Raw genomic sequence first — 16642 nt, forward strand, 5'->3', positions numbered from 1 at the left:
TAGCTTTCTTGTCCATCCCCTCAACTAAAAACTGTCCGAACCATTGTTCGATGAGAGTGACTCGCTTCGTTTCAATCGGCTTCAGCCCCCTAAATCCCCCACAAGTGAGGGACTTTGAACGAGAAATATTGTCTCAAAGTCCCCCAAAATTGGGGGGTTGGGGGGCAGAAGTGCTGAATAACGAAGCGAGAAAACTCCATCGAATTCACGTTTTATCGAAGCTGTGCTGTATCGCTACCGATCGGGGATGCCGTGGCGCGACCTACCGGGGCGGTTTGGTGACTTTCGGGTGGTGCATACGCGCTTTAGCAGTTGGTCAAAAACCGGCGTGTGGGAACGAGTCTTTCAGCATTTAGCGGAAGATGCCGATAACGAATACACGCTGATTGATGCGACGATTGTCCGCGCCCACCAACACAGTGCGGGTGCAAAGGGGGGAGCCAGAATCAGAAGCGATGGGTCGCAGCAAGGGCGGATTGAGTCCCAAGATTCATGCCACAGTGGATGCGTTAGGCAATCCGTTGAGCTGTCATCTCACGCCTGGACAAGCCTGTGACCTGGATGGAGCCGACAAGTTGCTGCCGGATTTAGTCGCAGATACTGTACTGGCGGACAAGGCGTATGATGCAGATGAGCGAGTGATTCGGCCGCTCGAAGCACAAGGCAAGACTGCTGTGATTGCACCGAAACGCAACCGCAAGCAACAGCGGGAGTATGACAAAGAGTTGTACAAAGCCCGCCATTTGATCGAAAACTTCTTTGCCAAACTCAAGCAGTATCGGGCGATTGCGACCCGGTACGACAAACGAGCGGTGAACTTTTTGGGAGCGATTCATCTTGCAGCTTCCGTCATCTGGCTCAATTGATGACACACCCTAGGTAGTGCGATCGCCCTAATCAAAGTTTTAATCAAACTGCTTACTCAGGAAAAACTGCAAGCCGACCTCGATTGGGATGGCACCATTGCCCTCTGCATCAGTTGCGGACTGGGCATCTACCTCTCGCTCAAAGAAGTCATTAAATTGGTTTAGCGCTTCGTCAAAAAAGGATGGATCAGAGATCACTTCTGCCTCATTCACTCTCAAGTCCTCAATTCAAAACTGACAGACGGCCACTACAATAAATGAGACATCGGTGAGAAAGCTGGAGGCAAAGGTATGAATGTTTTTGGAATTGGCTTGCCAGAAATGGTGCTAATCCTGGTGATTGCTCTGCTGGTCTTTGGCCCCAAAAAACTTCCCGAAATTGGACGCAGCGTGGGAAAAGCCCTCCGGAGTTTCCAGGATGCCTCTAAGGATTTTGAAGCCGAGTTTAAGCGAGAAGCCGAACAGATTCAAAAAACGGTTAACGAGCCGATGACTGCCACTCTAGAGCCTTCTCAGCCCACCCTCGCACCCGCTGAATCTGTGAGCGAACCCGTCGCCGAATCTTCTGAACCTGTCACTGAAGAAGCGATCGCCGCTGGCACCGAACCCATCAACCCCACCTAAAGACCTCGCCGCCCCTACCATGACCGAAGCAACTCCTCCCAAGCTGATCATTCCGCAACTTATTGTTGGGCTTGGCAATCCGGGGGCAAAGTACGAAAAGACTCGTCACAACGTTGGATTCATGGCGATCGATACCCTAGCTCGATCGTGGCAAATCAAACTCGCCGAACACAAAAAGTTTCAGGGCTGGTTTGGGGAAGGCAGCAGTTTAGGGAGCAAAATTTATCTGCTCAAGCCTACCACTTATATGAATAACTCTGGGCAGGCAATTCGGGCAGTTGTAGACTGGTACAAACTTTCGCCTCAATCGGTGCTGGTGGTTTACGACGATATGGATTTGCCCGTTGGTCGGTTGAGAATTCGGTTGTCGGGGTCGGCCGGAGGTCAAAACGGCATGAAGTCAACCATTAGTCATCTAGGAACTCAAGATTTTCCCCGGTTGAGAATTGGAATTGGCAGCCCCAAAGCCGCTCCTGGAGACAAAGACGCAGTTTCTCACGTCCTGGGCAAATTTTCGGGCACTGATGCCAAGTTGATCGATGAAGTCCTAAAGCTGACCGTGGACGCGATCGACCTCAGTCTCAAGCAAGGGGTTGAAAAAGCGATGAGTCTCTACAACAATCGTAGTGTTGAGCAACCGACTGTCTAAAGTATTGTGTCAAAACGTCTCCCCGAAACGACCGCCCACGTCCGCATCACCCGCCAAAGTTGGCAGCAAGGTAGCATCGAAGGCGAAGTCCGCGCTAATCAGTTTGAGTGGCATTTTCTCTGGCATTTTCGTCAGGGGCGGCTTTTGGTTGAGCCTTCTCTAGGTCGAGCCTTGATCAAAGAACCTTTGGGCCGCTTTTTGGAGCAGCGAGATTACCAATTAGAACCTGGCGGCGATTATTCATTCACGATTCGAGCGGAGTTGTAGAGGTGAAGAAGTGAGGTGTGAGGTGTGAGGTGTGAGAAGTTGTACAGACTTGAAACCTAATCGCTGACCAATCGTTCTAAATATCGCTCGATTAGCAGAATGGCTACGATATCGTCGACTTCGCGCGGAGGGGTTCGCATTCCCTGGGGGAGCAAGCGAGTTAGACCTTTTGGGGGATACATTTGCCAGTAGCGATCGCGCGCCTCCAAGCTGCTATTTCGTTCGTCTACGGTGATTACTCTCAAGGGGTCGGGCAAATCGTCTGAGATCTTTTGTTTCCAAGCTTTAGAAGAGGTTTGGTCGCCGATCACCAAAAGAGAAATCGGGAACTGTTGACGCAGGGTTTGCACCGTCGCGATCGCTTTTTCTGCGGCAACCACTTGATGATAATAGAGCCGACGATCGACTCCCATCACGGCCAATCCACACTTTTGACGACCCGGATCGAATCCCAAAATCACAGGCTGATCAGGAAAAATCTCATCTGCCATCGTCTGCCCCATCTCTCGTACCACTGCGACCAAATATCATTGTCACTTCGTTTGCCGCTTTCTGGTGCCCATCGCACGAAAGACAACGCCGCCTCATCCCTTATCCTTCATCCCTCCTCGCAAAGCGGATTACCCCCAAAGGGGGAACAGATCATCGAAGTTCTCCCTCATCCCTTCCTCAAGAAGTTCTCAAGATCACCTGTCCATTTTGCACAGCCACCAATTCTATTTTGAGCGGGCCCGCCGTATAGGTCACCTCAGCCGCCACCACCCGAATCTCGATCGACGAGTTGTACTGGCGCAGTTGATCCACAAAGCTTGACCAGGTTTGGAGGCGATCGATTTGCACTCCATCGGTCAAAACGCCAGCCCGACGCGCCCGAAAGTTAGAAGCGGCGACCAGTTGACTGATGCTTTGATTTAACTCTTCGGTTGAGAGTTGGGATGGCTCGATCGACTTAGACGCGACCACATCCCCCGCCAAAAACAACACTTGATTACGCACCGCATCCGCAAACACCGCAACAGGCGTTTTTTCACCCTGCACATAGTTTGCTGCCGCAATAATTCTCACCACATAGTCTTGACCATCATTAATCTGAGCGACAAGCTGCTCGACTTCAGGATTGGTAATTTGCACGATTTGCTCCTCTTCGGTAACTCCCGGTTGCACCGCCCGCAACGCCACTTGATTCGCTTTACGCAACAGTTGATCGACCGCCTGATTAGCTGCATTGGGATCGGTGATTCGCACAACGGCGGAGGCCAACACCTGATTGCGTTGGATTCGCAAAATGCCCCGACGAATCAAGTCCGCTTCTTGCTCAGATAACTGAACTTTTTGCGCCAGATAGGTTTGCTGGGCTTCTAGCTCTTTGAGTCGAGATTCGCGCTGGGCGATTACGAGGTCTCGCTCGGCAATGTCACGATCGCGCTGCTCAATAACGGCGTTGCGTTGGGCGATTTCTGCGTCGCGTTGAGAAATTTGCTGTTTGACCTGATCGCGCTGGGTGATCAAAATTTGCTGCTCAGATTGGAGTTGGCTAATCTCCGATCGCAGTTTTAGGGCCTGTTCTGAAACAGTACTCAGTTGATTGCGAATGACATCTCGCTGAGATTCTGCTCGTTTGCGCTGGGTTTCTGCTTGAGACTGTTTGGCGATCGCGTCTTTGAGCGATAGATTAATCCGATCGAGTCGGGTCTGCACTCGCGCCTGTTCGGTCTTGGTTCGACTCAATTCTTGCTCGACCTGCGTTTTTTGAGTCATCGTATTTTGCAGGTCATTGAGCGTTCGTTTGAGGGTGTCACGGGTGCCTGACAGTTTGCGCTCAATTTGCCCCAGTTGAAAAATTCCCACCCGCAGCCGCTCATTCGTGACTAACAGCAAGGCCATCGTCGTCGCAGAAATCAAGCCCCCGGTTAAAATCGTCACCAAAACCGCCGTCTTTTTGGGCCGCAAATTAAACAGACTGAGACGAGCTTTGCCCACACGGGTACCGATGCGATCGCCTACCGTAGCAATCACCCCACCCAGAATTAGTACTGCCAAAATCAGGATGATCCCACTGGACATTGAGTCTTTACAAAGCCTCTGCGCTGCAACTTAAATCTGCGATCGCTGTCATGCCAGGTCGTTCCTAATCTTTTTAGGAAATTGCGGACAGACACATCGTTCAGATTCAGCCTATATTATGCACTTTGGACTGTTCCTGCGGAAAATAGATAAGAGGAAAAGCGCAAATCTTCTATTTTCCACCGTCTTATTTCATCTAATTAGTTATGTAGGCGATGTGCAAGTTTTTCTTAGCCCCCTTTTGAAGGGGGTTGGGGGATCGTACCGTTGAAGGCACAGTCTAGAGATTCCCCTTAATCCCCCTTCAAAAGCTAGGTGTACACACAAGTCGTTGTCGCTCCGTTTCAGGCGGCTTCAGCCCCCTAAATCCCCCATTCTGGGGGACTGTGAGCAGCCGTCATGGCTTTGAACTTTGGAAATCTTTCCTCTGTCAAAGTCCGCCAGAATGGGGGATTTAGGGGCGAAAAGATTGACATTTCTCACAGATTCATTCCTTCAATCAGCAGCGCCAATTTAACGGGTACAAGTATCCACAAACATGCAGGTTATTTGATTCTCGATCTCAGAGTAAAAATCAACCTTGCACAAACTGCTTGGCACTGCCTTCTAGAAGTTGATTGTGAGGGTGATTTGTGGTGAATTGTTCGCAGAAAGCAGTCTGACAAAATTTCCTATTCCGCATGATGTTTTGGTTTATCTCCTTCGACAGATGGGCTTCATTTCAGTGAATTGATATTCTCTACTTGTGAGCCAAATAATTTAGGAGAAACGGATATGAACATTATTGCTTGGATTATTTTAGGACTGATTGCAGGCGCGATCGCAAAAGCAATCTATCCCGGTGATCAAGGCGGCGGTATTCTTGGAACAATGATTTTGGGCATCGTCGGTGCATTTCTGGGCGGCAGCTTGTTTACCCTACTGCAAACTGGAAGTCTTCAGCTTACGGCAGCAGGTTTAAGCATTCCTGGTGTTTTTGTAGCTGTCTTGGGCGCAATCATCGCGATCTTCCTGTGGGGCTTGCTGACTCGTCGCGCAGTCTAACTAACGTTGCGAACGATTGCTACGAAACTGTGCAAACAGGGTGATAAGCTGCAAAAAATGAGGTTGATAATCTAGGTTCCTCTCAAGCTAAAAACTTACGTCTGGGAGGAACCTTTTCAGTGTCGATTTGGTGCTGGCGATCGCGTCAGAAATAGAGTTGGAAGACATTCCCAAACCCTTTAGTCGTCTGCTAGAACCGTCAAAAATTTTGCAGTAAATCTACCCTCGCCCCTCTTCTTTAGGCTTGGCTTTGTTGACTCGTAGCTGTCTGCCCATCCACTCTGCCCCGTCTAATTCCGTGATCGCGGCATCTTCTTGAGCATCTTCTGTCATTTCGACAAACGCAAAGCCTCGCATTCTACCTGTCTCGCGATCGGTGGGTAATACGACACGCTTGACCTCGCCATACTCAGCAAAAACCGCTTTGAGGTCATCTGCTGTAGCTTGATAGGACAGGTTTCCGATGTAGATTGTCATGAGATAGTCATCCGAACGTAGAGCTAAAGGCTGGGACGTTTTGGCGACTACAATCTAGTTCGCGAAAGCATCCACATATCATACTGCTCACATCGTAGACCCTATTTTTGTTCTAAAAGAACATCTAGATTACAAACTGCACTTTTAATACTCAAAAAATTTCAATCTCTACTATTTAGCTCTCTCTATTCCCAGTGATTTGCTCAATCATTGAGTGGAATAAGCAGGCTAATTCAAGTTAAAGGACTCGTTAGGTTAAAGGCTTCGCATAAGATGCTGAATCAGAACGAACCTGAAAACTATTCAGATCCCCAACTAATAGTCAGGGATCAGGCAAAGCCTAAAATTACGGATGCCGCGATGTTAAAAATTAGCGTCTGGAACCGTAAACTTCTGGCAAGTTAGTCGATCGAGATGGACTGCGGCCCACTGCCGTTGCCGTTTTGACTTCTAGTAGCAGTTGTGTAAGAGGTGCCAGCGTTTTGGTCGAGCCAGCTTTTAACCGGGTCATCCGCAAGACTCAACCGCAGCAACCCCGAAAAGAGTCCGCCAAAAAAGGCCACAGGCTGTTGAGTAACTTCTTTAAAGATGGGCGAGAGTTCGTCAAGAAACATGGAGAAAATTCCTTTGCGCGGTGGGTCTTTTTGGATGGTAGCAAGAATGGACAAGCAAGGTGGGCGTTGGCTCAAATTAGCGCTTGACTCTCTGCCTCACGCCGATGCCCTCTCAAGCTAAGATGGTGATTGGTCTATCAAGCCGCAACGGGTGCCACTTGTGCTAAATACCCTGATTACTGACTTCAAAATTATCTTCGATCGCGACCCCGCCGCCCGAAATTGGTTAGAGGTTTTGTTTTGTTACCCTGGTCTCCAGGCGTTGATCTTCCATCGCTTTGCTCACTGGCTTGGCGCGATCGGTCTGCCCTTTGTCCCCCGATTTATTTCTCATATTGCTCGATTTTTGACTGGGATTGAGATTCACCCTGGGGCGACGATCGGTAAAGGGGTCTTCATCGATCACGGCATGGGTGTGGTCGTGGGCGAGACGGCAATCATTGGGGATTATGCGCTGATCTACCAGGGCGTAACGCTGGGCGGAACGGGGAAAGAATGCGGCAAACGACATCCGACGATCGGCGAAAATGTCGTCGTTGGGGCAGGAGCCAAAGTGTTAGGCAATATTCAAATCGGCAACAATGTCCGAATTGGCGCAGGATCGGTTGTTTTGCGCGATGTCCCTTCTGACTGTACTGTGGTGGGCATTCCCGGTCGGATTGTCTATCGCTCAGGAGAACGGGTTGAGCCATTAGAGCATGGCAGACTTCCAGACTCTGAGGCGCAGGTGATTCGAGCACTGGTTGATCGCATTGAGACTTTAGAACAGCAGATTCAAGGATTACAAACTCGCCAATCGATCGCGGCTTGTTACGCGCTGGCGGCCGTTTCTCCTCAAGATGAGTCAGGTCAGCTTCCAGAAAACTTGCCGTCTGAGGCGGCTTCAGAGCCAGTTAAGCATACTCCAAGCTGTCGGCTACGCGATCGAGTGATTGACGAGTTTCTCGATGGCGCAGGAATTTAGCGAAACGCGCCGATTTCAAAGCCTTACCCTTTCTAGATAGCTTCATCAAAACGAGACACAGGACTGCTCATCAACTCGCAGCACAGACTCTTGTTGAAAAGCACGCTTGTAAGCTTCGCGAATTTGTTCAACCTTTTGAGAACGGTCGCGATCGAACGGGTAAAGCAAAATCAAGAGGCGCGATCGCTCCTGGATGATCTGTCCACTTGCATTTCTAAATTGCCCCCTGGCTGTCACCAGCGTCAATCCATCTGGAAAACGCGGCGTAACAACTCTGCTTACAAAGCTCTGAAACTCTTCATTGGTCACCTGCGAGTTGTCAGGTTTTGATAAACCAAAAAACAGTTCAGTTCTGGCAAACGGTTCGCCGCCAGGCTGATTTTTACAAACGCTGGACTTACTGTAAGACTCGCCGCTTACTTGTTGAGCAGAGACGGTTGCAACGAGTGCACTGTTTAAAGCAAGTCCAGTCACAAATGAAATGCCGATGGCGATCGGACGGATTTTAATGCTCATCAATCTTCTTTAATTTGGGTTCAGCGTCTTTCACGTCACAGCGCCTTACTTTATGCAGTGCCCCTTTTCTGGGGTGAATTCGATAACTCTCTTCATTTGAGTTGCAGATTGGGATCGTAGGGTCTTGATTGCAACGGTTAATTGTTTCCGTTAGCCGTTGGTTCTTTGAGTATATTAAGAACACTTACTCGCTGATTTTCAACAAAGACCACTTCCAACAGACTGTTAAGAATCTGTCTTATTTGGGTGACAAAACTAAGGACGATCGGGTTAGGTCGATCTCAATAAATTGCGTTTTAACTGTTTGTAAGTACTAGTTATTTCGCTTATACCAAATCAATTTGTTAATGCTACAGATTCTTCGCCCCCTAAATCCCCCAGAATGAGGGACTTTGAGAATCCGATACTTTTTTGGCTCCAAGCAGTCCATCTTGAAACAAGGCAAGTATATTTTTTAATTCTTAATATTTGCGGGCCTTTCTCATCAATAGAACCTTGAAAATTGTGGAAGTCAACCGCACTAGCTTAGTCAAAAAAATCACTACCTATCCTTCGGTAAGAGAAGTGCCGAGACTCACTGAGGAAACAAAATGTAGCGGTTAAAGATTTTATGAAGCTTTTAATTGTCCACTGTAATTTAGAGCCAACATTGATATTATTCCTAAGAAGTAACGCCTATCTCTTGAAGAAAGTAAAATGGTTTCAACGACTTTTCAAAAGGTCTGGACTAGGTTTCTTCTGGGGTTTCTACTCTTAGCAAAATCAGTAACCTTGTGTAAACTTTTTTTACCTTTAAGGTTGAAGGGCTAGGGTTCAGCAGTTACCTGCATGAGACTTTCTTCTTAACTGAGCCGATCGAGACTGTTCTGCAAGTTTTGCTTGAGCAACAGTTTTTCAGCGGGTTTAAGCGTTTTTTCTTGCTCACAACTGAGGAGGAAAATGATGTCCTTTAAACAGATTCGATTTAAAAGATGAAGCACAATCTTGAACTTCAAATCTTTATTTAGACTTAAACTTTTAAGAGCAATCTGATATGGAAACAAAGAACGAGGACGGCTCAGGTCACATAGGTGATCCGATAGAAAAGAGTCTGTTAAAGCGATCGCCAGCAAGCCAAGATTTACAAACAAAATCACCTGTCTTTACGCCTCTCCCCATTGAGAAAAAGAGTTTGAAAGAAGCTCCAGAGTATCGACAAGTCGCGATTTGTACCTCTGCTTTTGAACCTCAACCTCGAAACGATTTGAGTACTAGCACCCTGATCCAGGGAAGTTGGGCACTCCTGTTGAGTCGATATAGTGGTCAAGATAGTGGTCAAGCAAAAGTAGCCTTCAGGGTTAAGGCTCTACTGACTTCTCAAGCATTCTTTGATCGACCTGCTGATTGGGTCGCTGTCGAGGTTCCTTCTCAAGCTGCCTTGTTGCCCTGGCTTACGCAACTTCAAACACAGCAGGCTACTTCACAGACTCAAAACAATACTCAGAACAAGCAGTTTGAAGTACAAGTTTCAACGGATACCTCACTGTTTGAGAGTCTACTGGTGCTGTCTGATGGTTCGATCGACCTCGACCCGCCTGAAATAATCTGTCCGCTCATTCTGTTTGCAGACATTTCGACTCTGAGCTTACGCCTTCGATACGATCGCCACCGCTTTGACGAGGACAGCGTGATTCGCCTATTGGGGCACCTGCAAACCCTTCTCAATGGAATGGCGACCAACCTCCAACGGCTCCAAGACAGACGGCTCCAAGATATTCCCTATCTAACGCCTGCCGAGCGCCACCAGCTTTTAGTCGAGTGGAATCATACTCAGGCAGACTATCCTAATCAATGCATTCATCAAGTTTTTGAGGCACAGGTCGAGCAAACTCCCGATGCGATCGCGCTCATTTTTCCCGCCTTCAACGCTCATCCTGAAAAGCAACTGACCTACCGACAACTCAACGATCGCGCCAATTATCTAGCTCACCGTCTTCAAGATCTGGGAGTCCGAGCCGAAACCTTTGTGGCGATTGTGATGGAGCGATCGGTCGAAACGATCGTCGCGATGCTAGGCATTCTTAAAGCTGGTGGCGTTTACGTTCCGCTTGATCCCGCTTATCCCCAGGAGCGACTCGCCTTCATGTTGGACGATGCCAAGGTGCCTGTTCTTTTGACGCAATCGCATCTGGTCGATCGCCTCCCGACGCATCAAGCGCAATTGGTTTGTCTGGATGCTGACTGGGGATCAGAGGCTCCTTCTCATTCCGTCGCGCCGGGTTGCTCTCTGAATGCTGACAATCTGGCTTATCTCAACTACACATCGGGTTCGACAGGTCGCCCCAAGGGTGTGACGATTCCTCATCGGGCGGTTTTGCGATTGGTGTTGGGCACCCGCTATGCGCGCCTGGATGCCCATCAAACCCTATTGCAGCTTGCCCCGATTTCGTTTGATGCTGCCACGTTTGAGATTTGGGGATCTTTGCTGCACGGGGGACGCTGTGTGTTGTTTCCCGAAAATGGTCTCCCCGATCCCCAGGATTTAGGCACCATTTTGCATCGCTACCAAGTCACAACTTTATGGCTAACGGCGGCTCTGTTTAACACCATTGTCACCAACCATCCAGAGGCTCTCAGCGGAGTCAAAGAGCTATTGACGGGGGGCGAGGCGCTGTCTGTCTTTCATATTCGACAGGCTCAACAACGGTTGCCCAATACTCAGCTTATCAATGGATATGGCCCGACCGAAGGCACCACATTTACCTGCTGTTATCACATTCCAGCGCTGTTGGAGCACGAGGTGACTACGATTCCTATTGGAAGACCGATCGCCAACACCCAGATTTACATTCTGGATCAGCACCTTCAGCCTGTCGCGATCGGGGTTCCTGGAGAACTCTATATTGGAGGAGATGGGCTGGCCCGTGAATATCTAGGTCGTCCCGATTTGACGCAAGAACGCTTTATCTCTAACCCGTTTGACCCTGAGACTCGACTTTACAAAACAGGCGATTGGGTGCGCTATCTGCCCGATGGCAACGTAGAATTTATCGGGCGCAAAGATAGTCAAGTCAAGATTCGCGGCTATCGGATCGAGTTGAGCGAAATTGAAACGGTGCTGAGTCAACATGATGCCGTTCGAGAAGCGGTTGTGATGGTTCGAGAAGATCTGCCAGGTGATCCCCGTCTGGTTGCTTACATCACCCCTGATCAAGCGTCTGGTCAAGCGTCGCCCAGTCTGCGTCAGATTCGAGCCTATCTTAGCCAGCGATTGGTGGCTTACATGGTTCCCAGTGCGATCGTCGTCCTCGCCAACCTGCCTTTAACGCCCAATGGAAAAGCCGATCGTAAAGCACTTCCCAAACCTGCGATCGACCTCAATTCAGACTTTGTGGCAGCCAATACGCCGACCGAGAAAGAACTGGCAGACATGTGGGGGGCAATTTTGCACCTAGACCGCGTGGGAATTGCCGATAACTTCTTTGACCTGGGTGGCACCTCAATCTTGGGATTGCAACTGGCTTCTCAGATTCAAAAGCAGTTGAGTGTCAAGTTTCGAGCCGTCAAGCTCTATCAGTATCCGACGATTCGTGCTCTCGCTCACTATTTGGATCACCAGTTGGATCACCAGGAAACCACAGTCCAGACCGTTCAACCGCATCCAGCGATCGCGGAACCGCACGAAGGGGTGGCGATCGTCGGCATGGTGGGTCGATTTCCGGGTGCCAACAGTGTCGAGGACTTGTGGCGCAACCTGTGTGCCGGGGTAGAGTCAACCACGTTTTTTGAAGCGAATGAGATTGATCCCAGCGTTGATCCGATTCTGCGCGATGACCCGAACTATGTGCGTGCCAGAGGCATTGTTGAAGGAGCCGAAACCTTTGATGCAGCGTTTTTTGGCATCAGTCCGAGAGAAGCAGAAGTGCTAGATCCCCAGGCTCGCGTATTTTTAGAACTGGCTCATCAGGCGCTAGAGAATGCAGGCTACACGTCACAGCACCAGGGATTAATCGGACTGTATGCAGGCTCCGGGCAAAACACCTACTTTGAGCGACACCTTTGTCAGCGTCCAGAAATCATCGATCGCCTGGGTGCCTTTCAAACGATGTTGGCCAACGAAAAGGACTTTCTCACGACTCGCACCTCTTATAAGCTCAATTTGACTGGCCCCAGTGTCAGCGTCAATACGGCTTGTTCGACTTCTCTAGTTGCCGTCATTCAGGCGTTTCAGGGATTGCTAACGCATCAGTGTGACTTGGCGCTGGCGGGTGGGGTTTCGATTACGACTCCGCAAAATACGGGCTATCTGTATCAAGAGGGCGGGATGCTTTCTCCGGATGGGCGCTGTCACCCGTTTGATGCGAATGCTCAGGGTACTTTATTCAACAGCGGAGCGGGAATTGTGGTGCTAAAACGGCTCACCGATGCGCTAGAAGCAGGCGATCGCATTTATGCCGTGATCAAAGGCGTTGGACTCAACAATGATGGGGCCGAAAAAGTCAGCTTCACCGCCCCCAGCATCCAGGGACAGGCAGCGGCGATCGCAATGGCCCACACTTCAGCCGGATTTGCCCCAGAAACCATTACCTATGTTGAAACGCATGGCACCGCGACTCCTTTGGGTGATCCGATCGAGATCGAAGCGCTGACCCAAGCCTTTCAGAGCCAGCCGGGTGTCAGATCAGAAGGGATTCAGTATTGTGCGATCGGCTCGATCAAGAGCAACATTGGTCACGTAGTTGCGGCGGCAGGCGTAGCGGGACTGATCAAAACGGCTTTATCGCTCTATTACAAACAGCTTCCCGCCAGCCTTAATTTTGCGTCCCCCAACCCCCAGATTGAGTTTGACCACAGTCCGTTTTACGTCAATACTCAACTGACTGAATGGCAAGCCAGTCCGCGTCGAGCGGGGGTGAGTTCGTTTGGGGTGGGAGGAACGAATGCCCACGTTGTGCTAGAAGAAGCGCCCGTTGTGCCGCCGTCCAGTCCGTCTCGTCCTCAACAATTGTTGCTACTGTCTGCCAAAAATAGCACCGCATTAGAGCAGGCAACGGTGAATCTGAAGACTTATCTGCAACAGAATTCTCAAGTCAACCTGGCAGATGTCGCCTACACGCTGCAAGTCGGACGTAAAGGATTTAACCATCGTCGCTTTGTCGTTTGTCGCGATATTCAGGAAGCAACCCACCTTCTAGAAAACAATCCAATTCAGGCACAGACTGAGATTCATAACCCCGATGTGATCTTAATGTTTCCGGGGCAGGGGTCACAGTCGATCGACATGGGTCTGAGCCTTTATCAACGAGAATCTGTGTTTCGAGAGACGGTCGATCGCTGTGCTGAGATTTTGCAGCCCTGGTTGGGTCGAGATTTGCGAGAAGTAATCTATCCCAATGGCAACCGCGAAGAGGCGGCGATCGTGCTCCGTCAGACGATCTACACGCAGCCTGCTTTGTTTGTGATTGAATATGCGCTGGCTCAACTCTGGATTAGTTGGGGAATTCGGCTAGTCGGCTTGATTGGGCACAGTATTGGTGAGTTTGTGGCGGCTTGTCTGGCGGGGGTGTTCTCGTTAGAAGATGCACTAAAGCTAGTGGCGACACGGGGACGACTGATGTGGGAACTGCCACCCGGATCGATGCTTTCTGTGCTGTTGCCCGCTGAGGTGATTGAGAAGCGATTGACTCCAGATCTGGCGATCGCCGCCATCAATGGCCCGTCTTTATGTGTCGTATCGGGTAAACCAGAAGCCGTATCAGCACTGCAAACCGCCTTAGAAGCAGACGGGATTGGCTGTCGCCCGCTACACACCTCTCATGCATTCCACTCCCCGATGATGGAGCCGATCGTCGAACCTTTTGCCGAAGTCGTCCGCACAGTTCCTTTGTCAGTGCCTCAGATTCCGTTTGTTTCTACTGTGACAGCGGATTGGATCACAGATGCTCAAGCAACAGATCCCCTCTATTGGGCAAATCATCTTCGAGCCACAGTGCGCTTTGCAGAAGGAGTCCAGACACTATGGCAGCATCCAGAACGGGTGTTGTTAGAAGTTGGCCCGCGCACCACTGCGACGACATTGGCAAGACAACAAGCAAAAGATCCCAAGCGACAAATCGCTATTTCATCGTTGGGCAACACCAGCGAAATCGATGCCGAGTGGACGAGTCTGCTGAGTGCGATCGGGCAGTTGTGGTTAGCAGGAGTGGCGATCGACTGGAGCGCTTTTTACAGCGACGAATATCGTCATCGGTTGCCCTTGCCAACTTATCCATTTGAGCGGCAGCGCTACTGGATTGATCCGAAGCCTGCAATTTCTACGGCTGTCTCTCCAGATTTACCTGCTACATCGGTTGAATTGCAGCCTATCACTGTTTCGCTCACTGTTTCACCGTCTCAATCTGAACTGACTTCTCCCTCAAAATTTGCCAATCCAGAACTTGCCAACCCTATGACAGACTCCCGGAAACAACGCTTGATTCCCTTGCTCAAAGACGTTCTCGAAGCGAACTCTGGACTAGATCTGACCAGCGTCGATGAGGCGACGACCTTTCTAGAAATTGGCTTAGACTCGCTATCGCTGACTCAAATTGCGTTGGCGCTCAAGAAACAATTTAAGGTCAAAATCACCTTCCGAAATCTGTTGGAGGACTATTCCAACCTGAGTACGCTGGCTGAGTTTTTGGATCGCTCCCTGCCCGCAGACGTGCTTTCTGCTCCGACGGTAGTTACTTCTCCAGCGATCGCCCCCTCTACCAACGGTTCAACAAACGGTTCAACGAATGGATCGACGAACAGTTCAACCAATGGATCGAATGGTCACAAACCAGTTTCTACTTCGATTAGTTCTGAGAAAGCCAGCGCGATCGAGGCATTAGTTGCCCAACAGCTACAAATCATGACCCAGCAGCTTCAATTGTTGAGTCAGACGAGTGCATCTGTGCCCCAAACTGCGCCATCAGAACCTTCGATAGAACCCACGATCGCGCCGCCTGCCGCCCTGAATGAACCGAAACCAAAGTCTTTTGGCCCAGGTGCCAAGATCGAGAAGTCTAATAGCACCACACTAACTGCCAAACAGCAAGCCGACCTCGATCGCCTGATTGCTCGATACATTCAACGCACCCCAACCTCCAAACAGCAAACTCAACAACATCGTCGCTATCTCGCTGATCCGCGCACAGTGTCTGGCTTTTCACCATTGCTCAAAGAAATAATCTACCCGATCGTGATTGAGCGATCTGCTGGCTCTAAGCTCTGGGATGTCGATGGCAATGAGTACGTCGATCTGACCAATGGCTTTGGACTAAACTTTTTTGGCTGGTCGCCTGATTTTGTGACAGAAGCCGTCAAAGCACAGTTAGAAAAAGGGGTTGAAATTGGCCCTCAAACGCCCTTAGCAGGCAGAGTCGCCCAGATGATCACCGAGATGACCGGAGTAGAACGGGTTGCCTTTTGTAATACCGGATCTGAGGCGGTCATGGCTGCCATGAGATTGGCGAGAACTGTGACAGGACGCAGCACGATCGCGATTTTTGCGGGGGGCTATCATGGCACTTTTGACGAAGTGATTGTGCGGAGTGGTTCTAAGCTGCGATCGCTGCCTGCCGCTCCGGGCATCATGCCGTCTATGTTTGAAAACATTCTAGTCTTGGAGTATGGCACACCTGAATCGCTGGAAATCTTGCGCGATCGTGCCGATGAGTTAGCCGCCATTATGGTTGAGCCTGTACAAAGTCGTCGCCCTGAGTTGCAACCCAAAGCTTTCTTACAAGAGATTCGTCAACTGACTGAGCGATCGGGCAGTGCTTTAATTTTCGATGAGGTGGTGACTGGGTTTCGGGTTCATCCGGGTGGCGCTCAAGCCTACTTTGGCATTCAGGCAGACTTAGTAACCTATGGCAAAGTGATTGGGGGTGGATTGCCGATCGGGGTTGTGGCGGGCAAGTCAGAATATCTGGATGCGCTAGATGGTGGCTTTTGGCAGTTTGGTGACGAGTCTTTCCCAGAAGTCGGAGTTACCTTTTTTGCAGGAACTTTTGTGCGGCATCCGCTCGCTCTGGCAGCAGCCGAAGTCGTTCTCAAACGGTTAAAAGCAGCCGGCCCCAACTTACAAAATGCCCTGGCTGAGAAAGTCGATCGCTGTGTCACACACCTGAATCAACACTTTGAGCGAGTCCAGGCCCCCCTTAAGATCAATCACTTTAGCTCATTCTTTTACGTCACGTATTCCCATGACTATGCCTATGGTGGGTTGTTGTTCTACTTGCTGCGCGAGAAGGGCGTTCATATCTGGGAATATCGTCCTTGTTTCTTTACACTGGCCCACTCCGATCGAGACATCGATTTTGTAATTCAAGCCTTCAAAGACAGTGTTGCCGAACTGCAAGCGATCGGATTCTTCCCAAATCTTGGTAGCCCAACGCTACTAGGCAACGTCAGCCGCAATCAGCCCCCTCAGCCCGGTGCCCGTCTCGGTCGTGATCCAGAAGGTAATCCGGCCTGGTTTATTGCTGACCCCGATCGCCCTGGAAAATATTTACAGGTGAAGGCAATTTCATAACAGGGTGCTCATGTTTTT

At 50.0% G+C, this 16642-nt stretch carries 12 protein-coding genes and 1 pseudogene; 7 read left to right on the forward strand and 6 right to left on the reverse strand.

Translation table 11 applies throughout. The features are described from left to right. Positions 1-202 precede the first annotated feature (202 nt). Positions 203-866, forward strand: a pseudogene (locus tag ACKFKH_RS27200) (IS5 family transposase); the annotation flags it as partial. A 39-nt stretch (positions 867-905) separates the two neighbouring features. On the opposite strand, the gene ACKFKH_RS27205 reads toward ACKFKH_RS27200, so the two are convergent. Continuing rightward, positions 906-1079, reverse strand: a complete 174-nt coding sequence (locus ACKFKH_RS27205; protein ID WP_446861485.1) for a hypothetical protein — start codon at positions 1077-1079, stop codon at positions 906-908. A gap of 78 nt (positions 1080-1157) precedes the next feature. On the opposite strand from ACKFKH_RS27205, the gene ACKFKH_RS27210 reads away from it, so the two are divergent. The 3 genes from ACKFKH_RS27210 to ACKFKH_RS27220 are packed head-to-tail and all read left to right on the forward strand — an operon-like array spanning position 1158 to position 2406. Further along, positions 1158-1490 carry a TatA/E family twin arginine-targeting protein translocase gene (locus ACKFKH_RS27210; RefSeq protein ID WP_446861486.1) on the forward strand — a complete coding sequence of 111 codons (333 nt, stop codon included), beginning with the start codon at positions 1158-1160 and terminating at the stop codon, positions 1488-1490. Positions 1491-1509: 19 nt separating this feature from the next. Beyond that, the gene (gene pth / locus ACKFKH_RS27215) at positions 1510-2139 is read left to right on the forward strand and encodes an aminoacyl-tRNA hydrolase (protein WP_446861487.1); all 630 of its coding nucleotides are present in this window, start codon (positions 1510-1512) and stop codon (positions 2137-2139) included. 6 nt (positions 2140-2145) lie between these two features. Then, positions 2146-2406, forward strand: coding sequence for a DUF3146 family protein (locus ACKFKH_RS27220; protein WP_446861488.1), 261 nt, complete (start codon positions 2146-2148; stop codon positions 2404-2406). Positions 2407-2462: 56 nt separating this feature from the next. On the opposite strand, the gene ACKFKH_RS27225 is transcribed toward ACKFKH_RS27220, so the two are convergent. Together ACKFKH_RS27225 and ACKFKH_RS27230 are read right to left on the reverse strand one after the other, a co-directional pair. Beyond that, positions 2463-2897 carry a resolvase gene (locus ACKFKH_RS27225; protein WP_446861489.1) on the reverse strand — a complete coding sequence of 145 codons (435 nt, stop codon included), beginning with the start codon at positions 2895-2897 and terminating at the stop codon, positions 2463-2465. A 178-nt stretch (positions 2898-3075) separates the two neighbouring features. Continuing rightward, entirely contained in the window at positions 3076-4470 is a 1395-nt protein-coding gene (locus tag ACKFKH_RS27230; RefSeq protein ID WP_446861490.1) for a DUF3084 domain-containing protein, read from the reverse strand. 774 nt (positions 4471-5244) lie between these two features. Here ACKFKH_RS27230 and ACKFKH_RS27235 point away from each other — a divergent pair. Further along, positions 5245-5514 carry a GlsB/YeaQ/YmgE family stress response membrane protein gene (locus ACKFKH_RS27235; RefSeq protein ID WP_446861491.1) on the forward strand — a complete coding sequence of 90 codons (270 nt, stop codon included), beginning with the start codon at positions 5245-5247 and terminating at the stop codon, positions 5512-5514. A gap of 219 nt (positions 5515-5733) precedes the next feature. On the opposite strand, the gene ACKFKH_RS27240 is transcribed toward ACKFKH_RS27235, so the two are convergent. Together ACKFKH_RS27240 and ACKFKH_RS27245 are read right to left on the reverse strand one after the other, a co-directional pair. Further along, positions 5734-5991 (reverse strand): RNA recognition motif domain-containing protein, encoded by a 258-nt coding sequence (locus tag ACKFKH_RS27240; protein ID WP_446861492.1) that lies wholly within the window; start codon positions 5989-5991, stop codon positions 5734-5736. Positions 5992-6392: 401 nt separating this feature from the next. Beyond that, the gene (locus ACKFKH_RS27245; protein WP_446861493.1) at positions 6393-6605 is read right to left on the reverse strand and encodes a hypothetical protein; all 213 of its coding nucleotides are present in this window, start codon (positions 6603-6605) and stop codon (positions 6393-6395) included. Positions 6606-6756: 151 nt separating this feature from the next. On the opposite strand from ACKFKH_RS27245, the gene cysE reads away from it, so the two are divergent. Next, complete coding sequence (gene cysE / locus ACKFKH_RS27250) at positions 6757-7569, forward strand: serine O-acetyltransferase (protein WP_446861494.1); 813 nt, start codon at positions 6757-6759, stop codon at positions 7567-7569. 45 nt (positions 7570-7614) lie between these two features. On the opposite strand, the gene ACKFKH_RS27255 is transcribed toward cysE, so the two are convergent. Next, entirely contained in the window at positions 7615-8085 is a 471-nt protein-coding gene (locus ACKFKH_RS27255; protein ID WP_446861495.1) for a DUF3574 domain-containing protein, read from the reverse strand. A gap of 1033 nt (positions 8086-9118) precedes the next feature. Here ACKFKH_RS27255 and ACKFKH_RS27260 point away from each other — a divergent pair. Beyond that, positions 9119-16624: an amino acid adenylation domain-containing protein gene (locus tag ACKFKH_RS27260; RefSeq protein ID WP_446861496.1), complete on the forward strand. Its 7506-nt coding sequence runs from the start codon at positions 9119-9121 to the stop codon at positions 16622-16624. The last annotated feature ends 18 nt before the right edge of the window (positions 16625-16642 follow it).

This window comes from Phormidesmis sp. 146-20, from assembly GCF_052939475.1.

Bases quoted from the DNA above. Each gene is read 5' to 3' on its own strand.
- ACKFKH_RS27210 (WP_446861486.1), top strand. From the start codon at position 1,158: ATGAATGTTTTTGGAATTGGCTTGCCAGAAATGGTGCTAATCCTGGTG.
- pth (WP_446861487.1), top strand. From the start codon at position 1,510: ATGACCGAAGCAACTCCTCCCAAGCTGATCATTCCGCAACTTATTGTT.
- ACKFKH_RS27225 (WP_446861489.1), bottom strand. From the start codon at position 2,897: ATGGCAGATGAGATTTTTCCTGATCAGCCTGTGATTTTGGGATTCGAT.
- ACKFKH_RS27230 (WP_446861490.1), bottom strand. From the start codon at position 4,470: ATGTCCAGTGGGATCATCCTGATTTTGGCAGTACTAATTCTGGGTGGG.
- ACKFKH_RS27235 (WP_446861491.1), top strand. From the start codon at position 5,245: ATGAACATTATTGCTTGGATTATTTTAGGACTGATTGCAGGCGCGATC.
- ACKFKH_RS27240 (WP_446861492.1), bottom strand. From the start codon at position 5,991: ATGACAATCTACATCGGAAACCTGTCCTATCAAGCTACAGCAGATGAC.
- ACKFKH_RS27245 (WP_446861493.1), bottom strand. From the start codon at position 6,605: ATGTTTCTTGACGAACTCTCGCCCATCTTTAAAGAAGTTACTCAACAG.
- ACKFKH_RS27255 (WP_446861495.1), bottom strand. From the start codon at position 8,085: ATGAGCATTAAAATCCGTCCGATCGCCATCGGCATTTCATTTGTGACT.
- ACKFKH_RS27260 (WP_446861496.1), top strand. From the start codon at position 9,119: ATGGAAACAAAGAACGAGGACGGCTCAGGTCACATAGGTGATCCGATA.